The following is a 17,292-nucleotide window of genomic DNA, read 5'->3' as shown; positions in this document are numbered from 1 at the left end:
GATGAGTGATATTATAATCACCCCCAGTTCTCACAAATAAAATTAATACTTGAGGATACTTATGCTTAATAAAGTCGCTATTGTTGTCGGTGCAACTGGCTTAGTGGGCAGTCACTTAGTTGAAGAATTAATTATGGCAACTCATATCAGTAAAGTTATAACCCTAACGCGTCGCCCTATTAGTTATAACAGTGACAAAGTCGTTAATCATGTAGTGGACTTTAACCATTTAGCTCAACACGCTGCGCTTTTTAAAGCGGATATATTATTTTCATGTTTAGGCACCACCAAAAAAGCCGCTGGCTCTATTGCCGCTCAGCGTAAGGTTGATTTTTATTATCAGTTAAAAGTCGCTGAACTTGCTGCAAAACACGAAGTACACCATTACTTGCTAATATCCTCCAGTGGTGCAAATGCCAATAGTGGTAACGCATATTTACAAATGAAAGGTGAACTTGACAATACTGTCAAAGAACTGCCATTTAAACGCATTAGTATTATTCAGCCATCGTTATTACTTGGCGAGCGTAATAACGAATTTCGTATTGGTGAAAAGCTTGGCAGTGTATTGTTACCAATTTTATGTATGCTACCTGGTTTAAGAAAGTATCGCCCTATCACGGGCAAACAAGTTGCCTTAAAAATGTGTAATATCAGTAAACAATCAGGTGATGGTGTTGAATATTTTAGATTAGATGAACTATTTAACAGTTAAACTTCAGTACGTATTTTATACGTTCCTTTTCGCCATAAATGGCGACCGGCAAATTTAAATACGAACTTCAGTGCAAAAAGCTATAAAAAAGCCAGCAAATGCTGGCTCAGTTATTAATACCTATTAACCTTACTACTTACCAAACTCTGTTGGAGCTGGCGGCACAATCAAGAGTTTTTTCGGGTTCGCCTTAAGCTCTTTTAACAGCTCTTGTACGGCACGCTCAACCGACGGATCTTGCCCAGCTTGAATAAGCTCTGGACGGTCAATCACTTCGATATCTGGGCTTACGCCTTCATTTTCGATGATCCAGTTACCGTCATTATCGAGTATTCTAAAGGTAGCAGCGATCACAGAGCCACCATCCACAAGCCCTGGGTTACCAGAGATACCTATTAACCCACCCCAAGTGCGAGTGCCAATTAGTTTACCTAAACCTGCTTGGCGGAAGTAATACGGTAGTGCGTCACCGCCTGAACTTGAGTAGCCGTTGATCAGCATGGCTTTTGGTCCATCATGGGCAAACTGTGGCGTTTTAGTTGGCTCAACGCCACGACGCTTCCAGTAGTTAAGCGGTTTGCGTGCCAGCCAAGTGATCATATGCTCTGGGATAAAACCACCGCCATTGTAGCGATCATCTATGATCATTGCTTCTTTGCTAGTTTGCGGTAAAAAGTTTTTAAATAACGAACGATTACCTTCGTAATGTGTGTTTGGCAAATGTACATAACCAATACGACCGTCGGATAGTTTATCGACGTATTCAGCACGGCTATGCGTCCATTGTAAATAACGTAAGCCGGTTTCACTTGCGATTGGTTTAACTGTTACCTTCCAACTTTTTTTCAGGCTCGGGGATTTACTAAGCAATAACTCAATCGATTTACCTTGGGTGTTTTCAAGTAATTCATAAAAGTTAACCACATCTTTTACTGAACGACCATTTACCTCAACAATATAATCACCAACGCTTGCGTTAACGCCCGGCTCGTTGAGTGGTGAGCGGAAGTTCTCGTGCCAGTTTTCGCCTTTAAAGATATTTTCGATTTTTACAAAACCGGATTTATGCGCGCTAATTTCTACGCCTAATAAACCATGCTGTAAACGTGTTGCAGTTGGCATATCGCCAGAGTTGACATAAATATGCCCGGAGTTAATCTCGCCGGCAATTTCGCTTAGCACGTAATCAAGGTCGGCGCGATGTGCGATTGCATCAGCCATTGGTTGGTAGCGTTTTAAAATAGCATCCCAATCTTGGCCGTGGTGATTCTCATCGTAGAACCAATCACGTAATGTCCGCCAGCCTTCACGATACATTTGCGCCCACTCTGTTTGCGGGTCAATTTTTAGTATCATATTTTGCAAGTCTAACTGGGTGGCTTTTAAATCTTGCTCAGCGGCTGGCTTAATTACACTGTAATTATCACCTGAGCGAGCAATGATATGCTGCGCATTCGCTGATATTTTATAGCTATTAACCCCCTTCGCTACGGTGGCAATTTCGCCATCGACGGCAATAGGTATTAATTTTAGCTCACCCGCAGAGAGTGTTAATACGCCATCTTTTACAGCAGTTAAAGCACTGTAATTTCCGGCCGGAGCATTTAGAGCGACAACGCGGTCCATAAAACCATCACTTTCAATATAAGTGCTTAGCGGTTTAGCTGACTTGTCATCGTCTTTATTCGCTTTCGAGTCAACAATACTTATTTCATCAGTCAGTGGCGCATTCAGCGGTTTAATTTTGCTATTGACAGCAACAGCATAAATTCGCGTGGCATTATTAAACATGTAGTCAAATTCATAACTACTAAAAGTTAAGTTAAAGTCGCGCTCTGAAGTAAAATACAATTGCTGACCATCAGGAGAAAACGCAGGATTTCGTTCACTGCTCATATCGTCGGTCAGACGTGTAACTTGTTTGTCTTTTAAATTGTAATGCCATAATGAGGCATAACGATTTTCGTTATTTTTAACAAATACAACATCTTCACTATTAGGTGACCAAATATACGTAGTTAAGCCATCTTCTTCATACTTGGCGGTATCAATTTTATGCTGCTTGCCGGTTTTTATATCAAGCCACCATAAGGTGTGATTTAGATCTGCAAACAATAGCTTTTTGTTGTCCGGTGACCAAACAGGGTCAAAACGCCAAATAGTGCCATTAGTTGTCAGTTGTTTAACCTTGTTGTTATTAGCTCGGTCTTGGATATAAATTTCGTACTCACCACTTTCATCACTCATATACGCAATATAACGGCCATTTGGTGACCACGAAGCGGCAATTTCACGCCCTTTAGGCGTATGGCTTAAATTGCGTGTTGGGCCATTTTTAACGGGTACTGAGAACAGCTCTCCGCGGGCACTAAAAACCACACGCTTACCATCATGGGATACATCCATCGAATCAATAAAGCCAGCCACATTTTTGCTATAAGGCATGGTATATTCACGATTTCCCTGTACGTTAATAGTCAGCTTTTCTTCACGCTGCGTTGCATCGTCAAAACGGTATAAATAACCACCATTCTCATACACTATGGCATCTGGGCCTGCCGATGGCCAAAGCACATCAAAATCCGTGTGATTGGTCACTTTTACTGGTGCTTTACCGTCTTGATGCTTGTATAAGTTTAAGGTGTATGCTCTGTCTGAGACATAATAAATATTATCATGCACCCAAGTAGGCTGCTGATCTGTGGCTCTATCAGTAGTTAACTGCGTAGACTTGTTGTGCTCTAAATCATAGATCCATACATCTTGTGCGCGGCCCCCTCGCGTGCGCTTCCAGGTACGAAACTCGCGATCAATTGGTGTATATACGTATTGCTTACCATCAGGCGATAACATGCCGCCACCCGTTTCAGGTATGGCCAATGGCTGCTCTAAGCCACCATCGGCAGGCACCATGTAAGGACGTCCCACACGCTTACCATAAGGTGTACGGTTTGCTCGAAACACTATATGTTTACCATCAGGCGTCCAATCAAGGACGCGATAATCATAGCCACCACGAGGCGGCATCACACCAACATCGTTATAGTAAGTCAGTTGCTTTAGATCACTGCCATCGCGATTCATTACATATATTTGGCGGCTACCATTGTACTGTGCTGAAAAAGCGATTCTTTTCCCATCTGGAGAAAACTTAGGGAATGTTTCAAAACCAATGTGATCTGTTAAGCGCGTGCTGTTACCCGTTTTGATATTTGCTATATAAATATCACCGGCATAAACAAAAGTAACCGACTCTTTATGAATATCAGGAAAACGTAATAATCGCGTATCTTGAGTATCATAAGCCGCGGCTATGGGTGAGAATGTAGGCGCAATCGCTATTGCGGTTAAAAAAGTACGTAATTTCAACTTAACCATCCTTATGTTGTTATTTTATATCATCATAACAACATAAAAATGGATTGCAGCTTTGTTCGGCAAATAACTGTAACAGAGTGTAAATAACCTGAACAATATTTATAATCAGTGTCTTAGTAATTCTCTTAATCAGAGGTCAGGTTAAATAATACTCATGAGTAATAGTTATAGTCCTCCGACTTTAGGTAGCTGCCTTTTATCAATCACTTTAAAAGTAGTTAAATCAACAAGCATTGAAAACACTTCAGCATTGTCTATAAACAACATAAACAAATTGCCTTGCTCATTAACAGCATGCTCAAGAATGCGGTCGTAGCCTGTGAGAACCTCGCTATAACCACTGCCATCAATTTTACTTAACGCAAAAGTGCTTTTATCTTCGTTGCTTAAAAGGCCGTCGTTATTTGTGTCGTTTTTAATAACATGATAGGCAATACCCGCCGCTTTTGACTGCGAATCAAATTCAGATAAATACAATGGAGAAATATCAGTGATCAACTGATCTGTCGTATCAAAAAGCCAATTTGCATAGTTTGTTTTACCATTGATAAACATCACATTTTTTGACCGTGTTGGCCTATGTTTATAATAAGAGGAACCACTAAAATTTTCTACAACTTGCCCTAACCCACGTTCGGTATCGGCTTCAACCGTTAACTTTTCAGACTCAAGCTCTATATAATAAAAGTCCGTTTCTCCTACTCTTCGCGGGTAGCCCAAACGCCACTTTTCTTCTTCGTTTTTGTCATCTGCTAAATTTAATGCCGGTGGCTCAACGTCGTTATCATTAAATACTGTTGTAACAAGTTGGACTGAAATTAACGCAGTAGCAATTAAAACCCCGACTAATAAAATAATTCCATTTAAGTTCCATACCCATTTAAAAAATTTATCTGAATTCATGCTTTCCCTATTTTTAAAAAAGTGATCAATTTATCTGAACATACGTATTATTGAACTTATCTATAACACAAAGCTTTGCGATAAAAAATGAAAACAAACCCTACAACTAGTTTGCCATTACTATCAGGTTCCGGCGATTTAATTCTGCACTGGCAAATAGTTAATGACTCAGTAATGGGCGGTTTATCGACCAGCCAAGCTTATGAGAAGGACAATAGCTTAATTTTTACAGGCAACGTTTCTCTTGAAAATAATGGAGGCTTTGCTTCAATACGCACAACAATAAACACTAATAAAGAAAACGCCAATCTCATATATTTACGGTTCAAAGGAGATGGTAAAACGTATCAACTTCGCTTAAGAACGAGTCAGTACCTAGATGGGCCAGCGTTTACTGCTTCGTTTGCAACATTAAAAGATCAATGGCAAGTCGTTACATTCTCACCAACTGACTTTATTCTCACTTACCGTGGTAAAACCTTAGAGCAGCAACCAGAGTTAACGTTCAAAGATGTACAACAATTGGGCCTTATGATCGCCAAAAAGCAGCAAGGTAATTTTAAACTTAAATTAGCGCATATTAACTTTGAGCTTAAATAGCGTAAATTAAGCTGCTATATTGGAAATATTAAAATTATTTTTTAAAATCATATTCTTCGTTACCTCGCTTTTTAAGTTCTGTGATAACCATTTCTATCATCTGTTTCTTTATTTCTGCGTGGTTGGACTTTAGCTCATTAAGTTGCTGAACTAATATATCAATTTGCTCTTGCTGTTGAGAATCTCGGTATTTTTTCGCACCAGTATGCTCAGGATCTATTTTTAAATTTTGCGCTTCGGTATTTTTTTCCAGCTGTATAAAGTTGCTATTGTGGCTTTCAAGCTTGAGATTTCGCTGAATTGGATCTTGTTTTAATTTATTAATTTGTTCTTGTAGCACGATGATCTTTTGAGCGAAATCTTCATACACTTTTTGTAAATTGTTATACTGTTCAGCAAAATTCACATCATCTTCGCTATACTCTTGCGCTTTAGCATCTAAAAACTCAGACAAAATATATTCAGGCTGTTCTGTTTGCGCTGCTTGTTCTTCAAGTCGTTTTTCGTATTTACTTTGAAACCCATGAGCTTCAGGAATAGTAATAACAGGTAAGATCTTCATATTTCATCCTTAAAATTATCCTGGTAATAATATCGGCACAAAATAATAAGACTTTAGCTTTCTTCTCCAAAAATATTACCCTTTGTTATTACCCAAATGCTAGGAAGCTACTAATGGTTAAACTCTAAAAGCAAATATTTTAGCATCAAAGACTGCAACATAACTTTGAGCCACTATAGCTATACATACTGATGACGAACGTTTGAAGCAAGTACACGTTGCAGGCATGTTCAAAACTGGCGACGTTAAAGGTCTACTCGAAGTGCTTAATAATAACTTTAATATTAGTTATGAAAGAGTCAGCCCCGATAAAATCATGTTAAAATATGCGTCGCCTCACACTACTATATAATTCGTTACAACAATAACCAGGTATATCACCATGACAACACCTTTATCGTCGGGCAAGATTAATAGCCCGAATCACTCTTTATCAACAAACACCGATTCTCTACTTTACGTTATATTTATATCTGGCGTTGCAGCAATTGGTGGCTTTTTATTTGGCTTTGACTCCGGGGTTATCAACGGAACTGTGTCGGCGCTTGGCAAAACATTTAACTCAAGCAGCGTCGCAACAGGGTTTAATGTTGCGTCGGTTTTACTGGGTTGTGCTCTTGGTGCGCTGATTGCGGGCCCGCTTGCTGATAAATTTGGTCGCCGCTCAATTATGATCATCACTGCAGTAATATTTGCCATTAGCGCGTTTGGTTCAGGCATTGCAGACAGCTCCGCTGAATTTATTTTTTATCGTCTATTTGGTGGTCTCGGTATTGGCGCTGCATCTGTATTGGCACCCGCTTACATTGCTGAAGTCGCACCTGCGGCTTTGCGTGGACGATTAGCAACACTGCAACAATTAGCGATTGTACTTGGCTTATTTGCTGCTTTTTTAAGTAATTACCTGATCGCTTCGGCGGCAAACGGCGCTGAAGGTATTTTTATTCTTGAGCTGGCGGCTTGGCGCTGGATGTTTTGGGCAGAACTTGTACCTGCAGGATTATTTCTGTTGGGAGTATTATTTATACCAGAGTCGCCGCGTTATTTAGTTGCCCAAGGCCAATTAGAAAAAGCCAAAGCTGTATTTAAAAAAATATCCAATGATGATGCCCAATCACAAATAAACGATGTTAAGCAGTCACTTCATGGCGATAAAAAACCAAGTATTCGTGACTTATTTATTGACGGTAAAAAGAAAATACACCCAATCGTATGGGTTGGTATCGCTTTGTCTGTTTTTCAGCAATTTGTAGGCATTAATGTGGTCTTTTATTACGGCTCTGAGCTTTGGCAAGCAGCGGGTTTTGATGAATCACAATCTTTATTCATCAATGTATTAGCGGGTACTACCAATATTTTATCTACTTTTATAGCAATTGCGCTTATCGATAAAGTAGGCAGAAAACCATTATTACTAGTAGGTAGTATTGGTATGTTTATTAGTTTAAGTGCATTAACTTATACCTTTGGTAGCGCAGGCCTCGATGCGGCAGGTAAACTTGCATTAACTGACAGTATGGGCACGTTTGCACTTATCATGGCTAATCTCTTTGTGGTATTTTTTGGCTTAAGCTGGGGACCTGTTGTATGGGTACTATTAGGCGAAATGTTCAATAATCGTATTCGAGGGGCTGCTTTAGCTGTTGCAGCAAGTGCGCAATGGCTTGCCAACTTTACAATTACCATGACCTTCCCGATTATGCTCGGTAGTATTGGTTTAGCTGGTGCCTATGGGTTTTATGCTATTTCGGCCTTTATTAGCGTATTTTTTATTGTTAAATATATAAAAGAAACACGTGGTATCAAGCTAGAAGCCATGTAAAAGTTGTTTAAAATGGCGAATGTATTTATTTCGCCATTTTTTCAACTAAGACTCTACTTTAAGTAATTCAACTTCAAATATAAGTAAAGAGGCTGGAGGAATACTGCCAACACGTTTTTCACCGTAAGCTAATTGATGAGGGATATAAAAGGTGTATTTATCGCCTTCACTCATCAGTTGCAAGCCTTCAGTCCAGCCTTTTATTACCTGATTTAAACCAAAACTGATTGGGCTATTACGCTCAACAGAACTGTCAAATACACTGCCATCTAGCAAAGTACCGTGATAATGCACATTCACCATGCTAGTTGGGCTTGGTCTTGCCTCACTACCACTGCTGCTAACAACTTTATATTGCAGACCAGATGCGGTCTCAATAACCCCTTCAACCTTGCTGTTTGCCACTAAAAAGTCGGCTTCGATTTGCGCATTAGCGACCGCTTGTTGCTTTACTTTTTTGCTATTTTGAAAAATCAAAAAGCATAAAATGGCGATGATAATCGCCAAAATAATGTTGATCATGATTATTCTTTCTCGTGTTCTTTTTCGTCGTTATCGCCATTAACGATATCTGCAATTTCACTTAAACGGGCTAAGGCAATGCCGTTAACTGAGTTTTCAGGATATTGCCCGTCGCTCAACTCGCCTGCTGCAATATCCATCAGTAAATTAAGCGCTTGGTCAACCGTTTCAACTGCATAAATATGAAACTTGCCAAGCTCTACTGCATTGAGGATCTCGTCATCAAGCACTAAGTTTACTTGATTTGATTTAGGAATTATTACTCCTTGCGCAGACGTTAAACCACGCATTTTGCAAAGCTTAAAAAACCCTTCAATTTTTTCGTTTACACCGCCAATGGCTTGCACGTCACCGTGCTGGTTAATTGAACCAGTCAGTGCAATTGACTGGCTAATAGGTAAGCTAGTAATTGCAGAAATAAGCGCACACAACTCAGCTAATGACGCACTGTCGCCATCAATGTAGCCATAACTTTGTTCAATGGCGATATTAGCACTGAGCGTTAAACTAAATTGCTGCGCATATTTATTACCTAAATAGCCCGTCAGTAGCATGACACCTTTGGAGTGAATGGCTTTACCCAGCTCAGCTTCGCGCTCAACGTCAATTACCCCATCCGCACCAGCGTAAACCGTGGCGGTGATCCGTGCCGGAGTACCAAAAGAAGTATCGCCAATGTGTAATACTGTTAAACCGTTTACTTTACCTACAGCATGACCGTCGGTGGCAATTAAGGTATGCCCTTCTTTGATATCGCTGAGCATATTTTCGCTAATTTGCCCAGTACGATATTGCTTGCCTTCAATCGCTTCATCAATATGATGGGCATCAATTAAAGTTAAGTTATCTTGCTTGGTATAAAAGCTGGCTTCTGCCACTAGCTCTAACACATCAGCAAAACGAGCTGAAAGCTTATTGTGATGTTCTGCTTGGCGGTAGCTAAATTTCAGTAATCGTGCCATCGCTGACTCAGTTAGACTACACTTTAGCGTCTGCTCACAGTACTCAATCACTTTAGTGATAAATTGATACTGTAATTTATCACTGCTTGGCAGGTAATAATCAAAATCGGCTAACACTCTAAACAGCTCAGCAAACTCTTCGTCATATTCACCGATGGTGTAATACAACTCACGCGAGCCGAGTAAAATAATTTTTACATCAAGCGGGATCAACTGTGGACGCAAGGTAAAGCTACTGCCAACAGCACTATCTTGATACGGTAAATCATTTTTGATTTGATGAGTTTTTAATGACAGCTTTAAACCATCCCACACTTGTGGATTAGCCATCACTTTTTCAGCGTCCATAATCAAATAACCACCGTTAGCGCGATGCAGTGCCCCCGGCTGAATCGATCGATAACTGGTGATCAATGAGCCTTGTGAAGTAGCATATTCAATTTTGCCAAAAATATTACCAAAGGTAGGATTTGGCTCATACACCACAGGGGCAGCATCACCTTCTTTAAATTCAACTAAAATATTAGGTGCAAAAAAGTCGGTAAGCATCCCTTTACGGTCAAAATCTTCTTTGTTTTCGTCGCTAACATCTTCATCATCGAGCCACTCAAGTACCGCATCAATAATTTCCACGCGGATGTCTTTTAGATAGCGTAATACTCCAATGTGCGCAGCATATTTATGTTCAAGATCTTTTAGTAATGGCTTAGTAGCCAGCTCTGCGGTGGATTTTTTTAAATTACGGAGTTTTTCAGATGATTCACGTTTCCAACGAGGCAACTCAATCAGTGCCTCAATGAGTGCATCTTCGAGTTTTTCAATTACTTCATAAAATTGTTCACGCAATTCATCATCAAGCTCAGCAAATTCAGCATCGCTTAGTTGTTTGCCATCAATCAGCGGGGCAAATCCAACCACACTTTTTTCTTCAATTAAGGCAACACTTTGCTCAAGCGCGGCAATTTCCACAGCAGTAATTGCGCTATCGTAAGCGTCGTTAAATTCACGGTCGATTTTTTTCTTTTTACGCTGGTACGCTGGGTTATCAAACGCTGCAGGAAAGGTGTCGAGTACTTCATCAATAAATGAGTCAATATCATCAGCTAACTGTTTACTTTGACCTGCTTGTAAAAACATTGCGATAGGCTCGCGGTGGTCGTCATAATTATTAACGTATAACCACTCATTTGGTGTTGGCCGGCCTTTGCTGTGTGCTTGAAGTTTATCTTTGACTAAGGTAAACCGACCATGCGCGGCCTCCCCCATTACATACACATTGTAACCAGGTAATTCCATCCCTAACGAGAAATCAAGCGCACTTTGCGCCCGCTGTTGACCGATGAAAGTCAAGGTTTCAGGATATGGATTGTTCATGCACGTTTGTACATGATTAAGTGAAATTGTCGGCGCAAGGGCCGACACAGATAAAGGCAGCAGTTTCTTCGTCATTCTAACTTCTTTTTATACCAACATATTCGTTGATTTTGTAAGGTGGCATCAGTGCACTAAAAGGCACTGTTCACTAACTATTTAAGGTTGTAGTGCCTTGCGGCTAAAGTAGATACCATCACATTGCGAACACGCTGTAATTTGCGTAGCGTGGTAAATATCATAACTATATTGGCAATTCTTACATACTAATGTGCCCATGGCTATCCATTCGCCTTGGTGATATACCCCATTGTGCTTAAAATCTTGATTTAATGCTTGCCACTCAAGTTGAGTTTTGTCTTCGATATGTGAAAGTTCAAACCACAAAGACTCTTTAAGCTCTTGCCATGCAAGGGAACCATAGTGTTGATCGTGCTCTTGGATGTGTTCAATATCGCGCTTTAAATATTCACTGTATAAAGTTAATTTTTCTTGTCCTAAATCTTTTAGCGCTTGTTCAGATTCAATAAACTTATCCATCGCATCTTTTAGCTCATGATCTTTTACGTCTTTCAACCATGTGCTCAAATCTGTTAACCACGTCTTATAATCAGCCATTGTTTACTCCTTCAGAACTGTGTTTAGCGAACCTATACCTTACACAAGTATAGGTTAACCTGCCCTGAAAACTAATTTCATATAAAATCCACTGATTTGACGCTGTGATTAGTGCTTTTTTTGGGGTATCCTAACGGCAATTTTTTATTAGTTTGCAAGAAGTCTGGAACCGTAGATGCAAGAGCAATATAACCCGCAAGACATAGAGTCAAAAGTCCAAGCCTACTGGGAAGAAAACCAAGTATTTAAAGCCACTGAAGACGAGAGCAAAGAAAAGTATTATTGCCTTTCTATGTTCCCTTACCCAAGCGGCCGACTCCACATGGGTCATGTGCGTAACTACACGATTGGTGATGTTGTTTCTCGTTTCCAACGCTTGCAAGGCAAAAACGTAATGCAACCTATGGGTTGGGACGCGTTTGGTCTACCGGCTGAAAATGCGGCAATTAAAAATAAAACTGCGCCAGCAAAATGGACCTACGAGAACATCGATTACATGCGTACCCAACTTAAGCAATTAGGTTTTGGTTATGACTGGGATCGTGAGATCGCAACTTGCCATCCAGAATATTACAAATGGGAACAGTGGTTCTTCACTAAGCTTTACGAAAAAGGCCTAGTGTACAAAAAAATGTCAACGGTAAACTGGGATCCAGTAGACCAAACAGTACTTGCTAACGAGCAAGTTATTGATGGTCGCGGTTGGCGTTCAGGTGCTGTAGTTGAACAAAAAGAAATTCCACAGTGGTTTATTAAAATCACTGACTACGCGCAAGAGCTACTTGACGACTTAGACAAGTTAGAAGATTGGCCAGAGCAAGTTAAAACCATGCAGCGCAACTGGATTGGTCGCTCTGAAGGGTTAGATATTGAGTTTAAACGCACCGATAACAACGAAACATTCAGCGTTTATACCACTCGCCCTGATACCTTTATGGGTGTGACTTATGTTGCTGTTGCAGGCGGACACCCTATCGCACAAGAAGCAGCTAAAAATAGCGACGCTGTGGCACGCTTTGTTGATGAATGCAAAAACACCAAAGTAGCTGAAGCTGATATGGCGACGATGGAGAAAAAAGGCATCGCAACGGGCTTTTTTGCTACTCACCCACTTACCGGTGAGCAAGTACCAATTTGGGTTGCCAACTTTGTATTAATGCATTATGGCTCAGGTGCTGTAATGGCCGTACCCGCGCACGACCAACGGGACTTTGAATTTGCTACCGCTTACGGTTTAGACATCAAACAAGTCATTGCACCTGTCGCAGGTTCAGATCTTGAAGTAAACCTAAATGAAGCGGCATTCACTGAAAAAGGTGTGCTGGTAAATTCAGCTGAATTTGATGGCCTTGATTTTGATGGCGCATTTAAGGCTATTGCCGACAAACTTGAAGCACTGGGTGTTGGTGAGCGTAAAGTAAACTTCCGTTTACGTGATTGGGGTGTTAGCCGTCAGCGTTATTGGGGTTCACCAATCCCAATGTTAAGCGATGAAAACGGTAACGAACTTGCTGCGACTGAAGATATGCTGCCGGTGCGCTTACCAGAAGACGTGGTAATGAACGGTGTAACATCGCCAATCAAAGCAGATCCACAATGGGCTAAAACAACGGTTAATGGCGCACCTGCGTTTCATGAAACTGACACTTTTGATACGTTTATGGAATCATCTTGGTACTACGCACGTTACTGTAGTCCACGCCATGACAAAGGTATGCTAGATCCAGCAGCGGCAAACTATTGGTTACCGGTAAATCAATACATTGGTGGTATTGAGCACGCTATTTTACATTTATTGTATTCGCGCTTTTTCCATAAATTATTACGTGATTTTGGCTTAGTTAATTCAGATGAGCCATTTGACCGCTTATTATGCCAAGGCATGGTACTTGCCGAAACATTTTATCGTAAAGATGAAAAAGGTGGCGACATTTGGATTTCCCCTAGTGATGTAAATACTGAAACCGACGACAAAGGCCGCGTGACTAAAGCATGGCATAAAGTTGACGGCGAGCCAGTATTCTCATCAGGCATGAGCAAAATGTCTAAATCAAAAAATAACGGTATCGACCCGCAACAAGTTATCGCTCAATACGGCGCTGATACGGTACGTTTATTTATGATGTTTACCGCACCACCAGAGCAAACGCTTGAATGGTCTGATTCAGGTGTTGAAGGGGCACATCGTTTCATTAAACGTGTATGGAAATATGCGGTTGATGTAAACACTGTTGGTTTCCAAGCATTAGACAAATCAGCATTAAACAACGAGCAAAAAGTGCTTCGTCGTGAGCTGCACAAAGCAATTGCAAAAGTGACTGATGATGTTGAACGTCGTCAAACATTCAACACTGCCATTGCGGCAATCATGGAAATCTCAAACAAATTGTTAAAAGCACCTTTAGCTGACAAACAAGATGTAGCGATTGCCAACGAAGCGCTTGAAGCGCTGCTAATTATGCTTGCACCAATTACGCCGCATTTGTCACATCAATTGTGGCAAGAATTGGGTAAAGAAGGCGATATTTTAGATGCGTCTTGGCCCGTAGTTGATGAGTCTGCCCTTGTTGAAGATGAAAAACTGATCATCGTGCAAGTTAACGGTAAACTACGCGCAAAATTAACGGTGCCAGCTGATGCTACTAAAGAGCAAGTAGAAGCACTAGCATTTGCTGAACCTAACGTATCTAAGTTCACTGATGGCGTAACAATCCGTAAGGTTATTTACGTACCAGGTAAACTACTTAACGTGGTTGCTAACTAATTATGGCTGCTATTCATGCCATTAAAAACGGACTAGCCTTAGCGCTAGTCTGTTTTTTGTTATCTAGCTGCGGCTTTCACCTTAAAAAAGCCTCAAGTCTGCCTGATGACTTGGCCACCTTAACTTTAAACGGTGATGATGAAAAATCAGCGTTATTTGCGATGCTTGGCAAAGAACTCACATTGAGCAAAGTTGAGTTACTCGACACGCCTAAGAAAAACGTCGCTCAGCTGTATTTATATAAAGATCGTCTTGAACGTCAAACCTTATCATTATTTAAAAATGGTCAGGTTGCCGAGTACGAGTTAGCTTATAGTGTTCGCTACTTACTCAAGCGCCCTGGCAAAGAAGCAATTGAACAACGTTTTGAGCTTTATCGTAATTATCAAGACGACCCTGATAACGCTTTAGCAAAAGCAAAAGAGTTAGAGTTGCTATTGAATGAAATTCGCATGCAAGCTAGTCGTCGTATTGTTAGAGAGCTGTCGCAACTATAATGCGCTGTTATGCGAATCAATTACCCAATGAATTAAAAAAAGGCTTACAGCCTTTTTATTTAGTATTTGGTGAAGAACCCTTTCAAGTAGCACAATGCGCTCAACAAATTCGTCAGATTGCGAAACAGCAAGGTTTTGATGAGGTTGTTAAATTTACCTTAATGCCCGGTTTTGATTGGCAAGAGCTAATAGCGCAATATCAAAGTATGTCGTTATTTAGTGCTCGTACTTTAATCGAGCTAGACCTTAATTTTCAAAAGCCAGGTATTGTTGGTAGCCAAACGTTTAAACAGCTCGTAGCACTAAACAACCCCGACACCGTACTTATTGTAAAAGGGGCCAAGGCCAGTCAAGATATTCAGCGCAGTGCTTGGTTTAAGTCGTTAGATAAACTGGGCGTATTTGTACCCTGCTACCCCCTGACCGGCAATCATTTAAGCCGTTGGCTTGATGAGCAGTGCCAGCGCTTAAAAATCAATATGCAAGCAGATGCCAAACGCACCCTTATTGATGCTACTGAAGGTAATTTGTTAGCGTGTTTTCAAGAGCTCGAAAAGCTGTCGTTATTGCATGGCACTGCTATGATCGATCAACAGCAGGTTTTACAAGGCCTACTTAATCAAGCCAAGTTTGATATTTTTGATTTAAGTGATGCACTGCTACAAGGTAATAGTCACCAAGCAATTAAAGTATTAAATAAACTCGCTGGCGATAACACTGAAGCTGTGAGTATCTTATGGACCATTACTAAAGAAGCAAATACCTTACTAAGCCTACAATTAGGCTTACAACAAGGTGAACAACTGGCAACGCTATTTAAACAAAAAGCCATCTGGAAAAATCAGCAAGGGCCGATTCAACAAGCACTTAATCGTTTGTCGATACATACTTTAGAGCAAATCACCCAGTTGCTCGCACAATTTGATGCCAGTTATAAGCAAGGTAATTTAGTCAAACCGTATCAAGCATTAGCACATATTTGTTTAGTATTTTGCCAACCATTGACGTTTCCTTTGCCTGCGCATCCGCTCAACTAATTATTAGGCGTTTATGATGATTGCACTGTTTGGTGGGACTTTTGACCCCGTTCATTTAGGCCATATCAATATGGCTAAGCATTGTGTCGAGCATTTCAATTTAACAACTTTATACTTTATGCCATGTGCTATTCCAGCTCATAAGACTGCACCTGGGATAAGTACGCAGCATCGCATCACAATGCTCAATGCTGCGATTGCACCTTACCCATATTTTCAACTCGATTTACGCGAACTCAATCGCAGTGGCCCGTCATATTCATTATTAAGCCTGCAAGAGATCCGCATACAATTTCCAGATCAACCATTATTATTTTTAATTGGCATGGATTCGTTTAATAACTTAGATAAATGGTTTGAGTGGCAAACAATTACTCAGCTTTGTCATATTGTGGTATTTCAACGCCCGGGCCTAAAATTCACTGCCCATGGCGAGTTACTCGCATACCAACAAGCCGCAGAATGTAGCAATAGCGCAGAGCTTACAACGCAAGCTGGTGGAAAATTATATTTTTTAGCTGGCGAAGAAATGGCTATTGCCTCAAGCGATATTCGCAAGGCGATTAAAAATGGCATAGATTACAATGAACTTCTTCCTACTGGCGTGAGTCAGTATATTCAATCACAGCAACTTTATCTAAGTGATGAATAAATACCAGTTGCGTGATAAAATAACAGCTATTCACTTTTAAATGAGATAACACCTTGGATACGAAACAACTACTCGCCTTTGCAATAGACAAAATTGACGATATGAAAGCACGTGATGTGGTTAATATTGATGTAACTGCAAGCTCAGACATCACCGATTTTATGGTCGTGTGCTCTGGTACTTCGAAACGTCATGTATTGTCAATTGCTGATCATTTAGCAAAAGAAGCTCGTCACGCAGGTCAAGAGCCTCTAGGGTATGAAGGCCAAAGCGATGGTGAATGGGCACTGGTTGATTTAGGCGATGTAATCGTACACGTAATGCAAGATCAAGCACGTAGCTATTACGACCTCGAAAAACTATGGAGCTAATATCAAGCTAACCGCTCACTAATTTTAATCGAGTTTGGATGTAACACGTGAAAATACAGATGATTGCCGTTGGCACCAAAATGCCAGCGTGGGTAGAAACGGGTTTTGCACAATATCAGCGCCGCTTTCCAAAAGATATGGCGCTGGAGTTAATTGAAATTCCCGCAGGTAAACGTGGTAAAAATGCAGATATCAAACGAATCTTGCATATTGAAGGCGAAAAAACCTTAGCCGCTATCCCTAAAGGCAATCGTATTGTGACGCTTGAGGTAACAGGCAAAGCGCTTGATACTCACCAATTAGCAAAAGACATGGAGAAGTGGCAACTGGATGGCCGCGATGTAAGTTTGCTAATTGGCGGCCCTGAAGGCTTAGCACCAGAATGTATTGCTGCCTCAGAGCAAAAATGGTCATTATCAAATTTGACCCTACCACATCCATTGGTGCGTATTATTGTTGCTGAAAGTCTATATAGAGGCTGGAGCTTAAACAATAACCACCCGTATCACCGCGAGTAA

At 40.7% G+C, this 17,292-nt stretch carries 15 protein-coding genes; 9 read left to right on the top strand and 6 right to left on the bottom strand.

From position 1 onward, the window contains the following. The first annotated feature begins 61 nt into the window (after positions 1 to 61). A complete protein-coding gene (locus FW757_RS12800) occupies positions 62 to 715 on the top strand; it encodes an NAD-dependent epimerase/dehydratase family protein (RefSeq protein WP_404699167.1) in 654 nt (217 codons plus the stop codon). Positions 716 to 847: 132 nt separating this feature from the next. Here FW757_RS12800 and FW757_RS12795 read toward each other — a convergent pair whose 3' ends face one another. Both FW757_RS12795 and FW757_RS12790 read right to left on the bottom strand, forming a co-directional pair. Next, complete coding sequence (locus FW757_RS12795; protein ID WP_446441280.1) at positions 848 to 4,093, bottom strand: S41 family peptidase; 3,246 nt, start codon at positions 4,091 to 4,093, stop codon at positions 848 to 850. Positions 4,094 to 4,258: 165 nt separating this feature from the next. Continuing rightward, complete coding sequence (locus tag FW757_RS12790) at positions 4,259 to 4,996, bottom strand: hypothetical protein (protein WP_446441279.1); 738 nt, start codon at positions 4,994 to 4,996, stop codon at positions 4,259 to 4,261. 87 nt (positions 4,997 to 5,083) lie between these two features. On the opposite strand from FW757_RS12790, the gene FW757_RS12785 reads away from it, so the two are divergent. Then, a complete protein-coding gene (locus tag FW757_RS12785) occupies positions 5,084 to 5,596 on the top strand; it encodes a CIA30 family protein (RefSeq protein ID WP_145240586.1) in 513 nt (170 codons plus the stop codon). Positions 5,597 to 5,630: 34 nt separating this feature from the next. Here FW757_RS12785 and FW757_RS12780 read toward each other — a convergent pair whose 3' ends face one another. Then, complete coding sequence (locus tag FW757_RS12780) at positions 5,631 to 6,158, bottom strand: hypothetical protein (protein ID WP_145240584.1); 528 nt, start codon at positions 6,156 to 6,158, stop codon at positions 5,631 to 5,633. 382 nt (positions 6,159 to 6,540) lie between these two features. Here FW757_RS12780 and FW757_RS12775 point away from each other — a divergent pair, with 382 nt between their 5' ends. Further along, entirely contained in the window at positions 6,541 to 7,980 is a 1,440-nt protein-coding gene (locus FW757_RS12775) for a sugar porter family MFS transporter (RefSeq protein WP_220491345.1), read from the top strand. A gap of 45 nt (positions 7,981 to 8,025) precedes the next feature. Here the strand turns inward: FW757_RS12775 and FW757_RS12770 are convergent, their stop codons facing one another. From FW757_RS12770 to FW757_RS12760, 3 genes are all read right to left on the bottom strand, one after another. Beyond that, the gene (locus FW757_RS12770; RefSeq protein WP_149980730.1) at positions 8,026 to 8,502 is read right to left on the bottom strand and encodes an FKBP-type peptidyl-prolyl cis-trans isomerase; all 477 of its coding nucleotides are present in this window, start codon (positions 8,500 to 8,502) and stop codon (positions 8,026 to 8,028) included. A 2-nt stretch (positions 8,503 to 8,504) separates the two neighbouring features. Beyond that, on the bottom strand, positions 8,505 to 10,913 hold the full coding sequence (locus FW757_RS12765; RefSeq protein WP_145240561.1) for a Lon protease family protein: 2,409 nt from the start codon (positions 10,911 to 10,913) through the stop codon (positions 8,505 to 8,507). 81 nt (positions 10,914 to 10,994) lie between these two features. Next, the gene (locus FW757_RS12760) at positions 10,995 to 11,453 is read right to left on the bottom strand and encodes a zinc ribbon-containing protein (RefSeq protein WP_145240558.1); all 459 of its coding nucleotides are present in this window, start codon (positions 11,451 to 11,453) and stop codon (positions 10,995 to 10,997) included. Between the two features lie 175 nt (positions 11,454 to 11,628). On the opposite strand from FW757_RS12760, the gene leuS reads away from it, so the two are divergent. From leuS to rlmH, 6 genes are read left to right on the top strand one after another with little or no spacing between them, the layout of a single operon-like run. Beyond that, positions 11,629 to 14,217: a leucine--tRNA ligase gene (gene leuS, locus FW757_RS12755; protein WP_145240556.1), complete on the top strand. Its 2,589-nt coding sequence runs from the start codon at positions 11,629 to 11,631 to the stop codon at positions 14,215 to 14,217. 2 nt (positions 14,218 to 14,219) lie between these two features. Then, complete coding sequence (locus FW757_RS12750; RefSeq protein ID WP_145240554.1) at positions 14,220 to 14,714, top strand: LPS-assembly lipoprotein LptE; 495 nt, start codon at positions 14,220 to 14,222, stop codon at positions 14,712 to 14,714. Next, entirely contained in the window at positions 14,714 to 15,751 is a 1,038-nt protein-coding gene (gene holA, locus FW757_RS12745; protein WP_182740488.1) for a DNA polymerase III subunit delta, read from the top strand. The genes FW757_RS12750 and holA overlap by 1 nt, the downstream gene beginning before the upstream one ends. Positions 15,752 to 15,767: 16 nt before the next feature. Further along, positions 15,768 to 16,403, top strand: a complete 636-nt coding sequence (nadD, locus tag FW757_RS12740; protein WP_182740492.1) for a nicotinate-nucleotide adenylyltransferase — start codon at positions 15,768 to 15,770, stop codon at positions 16,401 to 16,403. 53 nt (positions 16,404 to 16,456) lie between these two features. After that, positions 16,457 to 16,774 (top strand): ribosome silencing factor, encoded by a 318-nt coding sequence (rsfS, locus tag FW757_RS12735; RefSeq protein WP_169019778.1) that lies wholly within the window; start codon positions 16,457 to 16,459, stop codon positions 16,772 to 16,774. A gap of 47 nt (positions 16,775 to 16,821) precedes the next feature. Further along, the gene (gene rlmH, locus FW757_RS12730; protein ID WP_145240546.1) at positions 16,822 to 17,292 is read left to right on the top strand and encodes a 23S rRNA (pseudouridine(1915)-N(3))-methyltransferase RlmH; all 471 of its coding nucleotides are present in this window, start codon (positions 16,822 to 16,824) and stop codon (positions 17,290 to 17,292) included.

This window comes from Pseudoalteromonas sp. 1181_04 (genome assembly GCF_052850545.1).
The sequence above is the reverse complement of the archived record's forward strand: the minus strand, read 5'-3'. Positions and strand labels throughout refer to the sequence as shown.

Coding starts and splice junctions, on each gene's coding strand:
- FW757_RS12800 (WP_404699167.1), top strand. CDS start 62: ATGCTTAATAAAGTCGCTATTGTTGTCGGTGCAACTGGCTTAGTGGGC.
- FW757_RS12795 (WP_446441280.1), bottom strand. CDS start 4,093: ATGGTTAAGTTGAAATTACGTACTTTTTTAACCGCAATAGCGATTGCG.
- FW757_RS12790 (WP_446441279.1), bottom strand. CDS start 4,996: ATGAATTCAGATAAATTTTTTAAATGGGTATGGAACTTAAATGGAATT.
- FW757_RS12785 (WP_145240586.1), top strand. CDS start 5,084: ATGAAAACAAACCCTACAACTAGTTTGCCATTACTATCAGGTTCCGGC.
- FW757_RS12780 (WP_145240584.1), bottom strand. CDS start 6,158: ATGAAGATCTTACCTGTTATTACTATTCCTGAAGCTCATGGGTTTCAA.
- FW757_RS12775 (WP_220491345.1), top strand. CDS start 6,541: ATGACAACACCTTTATCGTCGGGCAAGATTAATAGCCCGAATCACTCT.
- FW757_RS12770 (WP_149980730.1), bottom strand. CDS start 8,502: ATGATCAACATTATTTTGGCGATTATCATCGCCATTTTATGCTTTTTG.
- FW757_RS12765 (WP_145240561.1), bottom strand. CDS start 10,913: ATGACGAAGAAACTGCTGCCTTTATCTGTGTCGGCCCTTGCGCCGACA.
- FW757_RS12760 (WP_145240558.1), bottom strand. CDS start 11,453: ATGGCTGATTATAAGACGTGGTTAACAGATTTGAGCACATGGTTGAAA.
- leuS (WP_145240556.1), top strand. CDS start 11,629: ATGCAAGAGCAATATAACCCGCAAGACATAGAGTCAAAAGTCCAAGCC.
- FW757_RS12750 (WP_145240554.1), top strand. CDS start 14,220: ATGGCTGCTATTCATGCCATTAAAAACGGACTAGCCTTAGCGCTAGTC.
- holA (WP_182740488.1), top strand. CDS start 14,714: ATGCGCTGTTATGCGAATCAATTACCCAATGAATTAAAAAAAGGCTTA.
- nadD (WP_182740492.1), top strand. CDS start 15,768: ATGATTGCACTGTTTGGTGGGACTTTTGACCCCGTTCATTTAGGCCAT.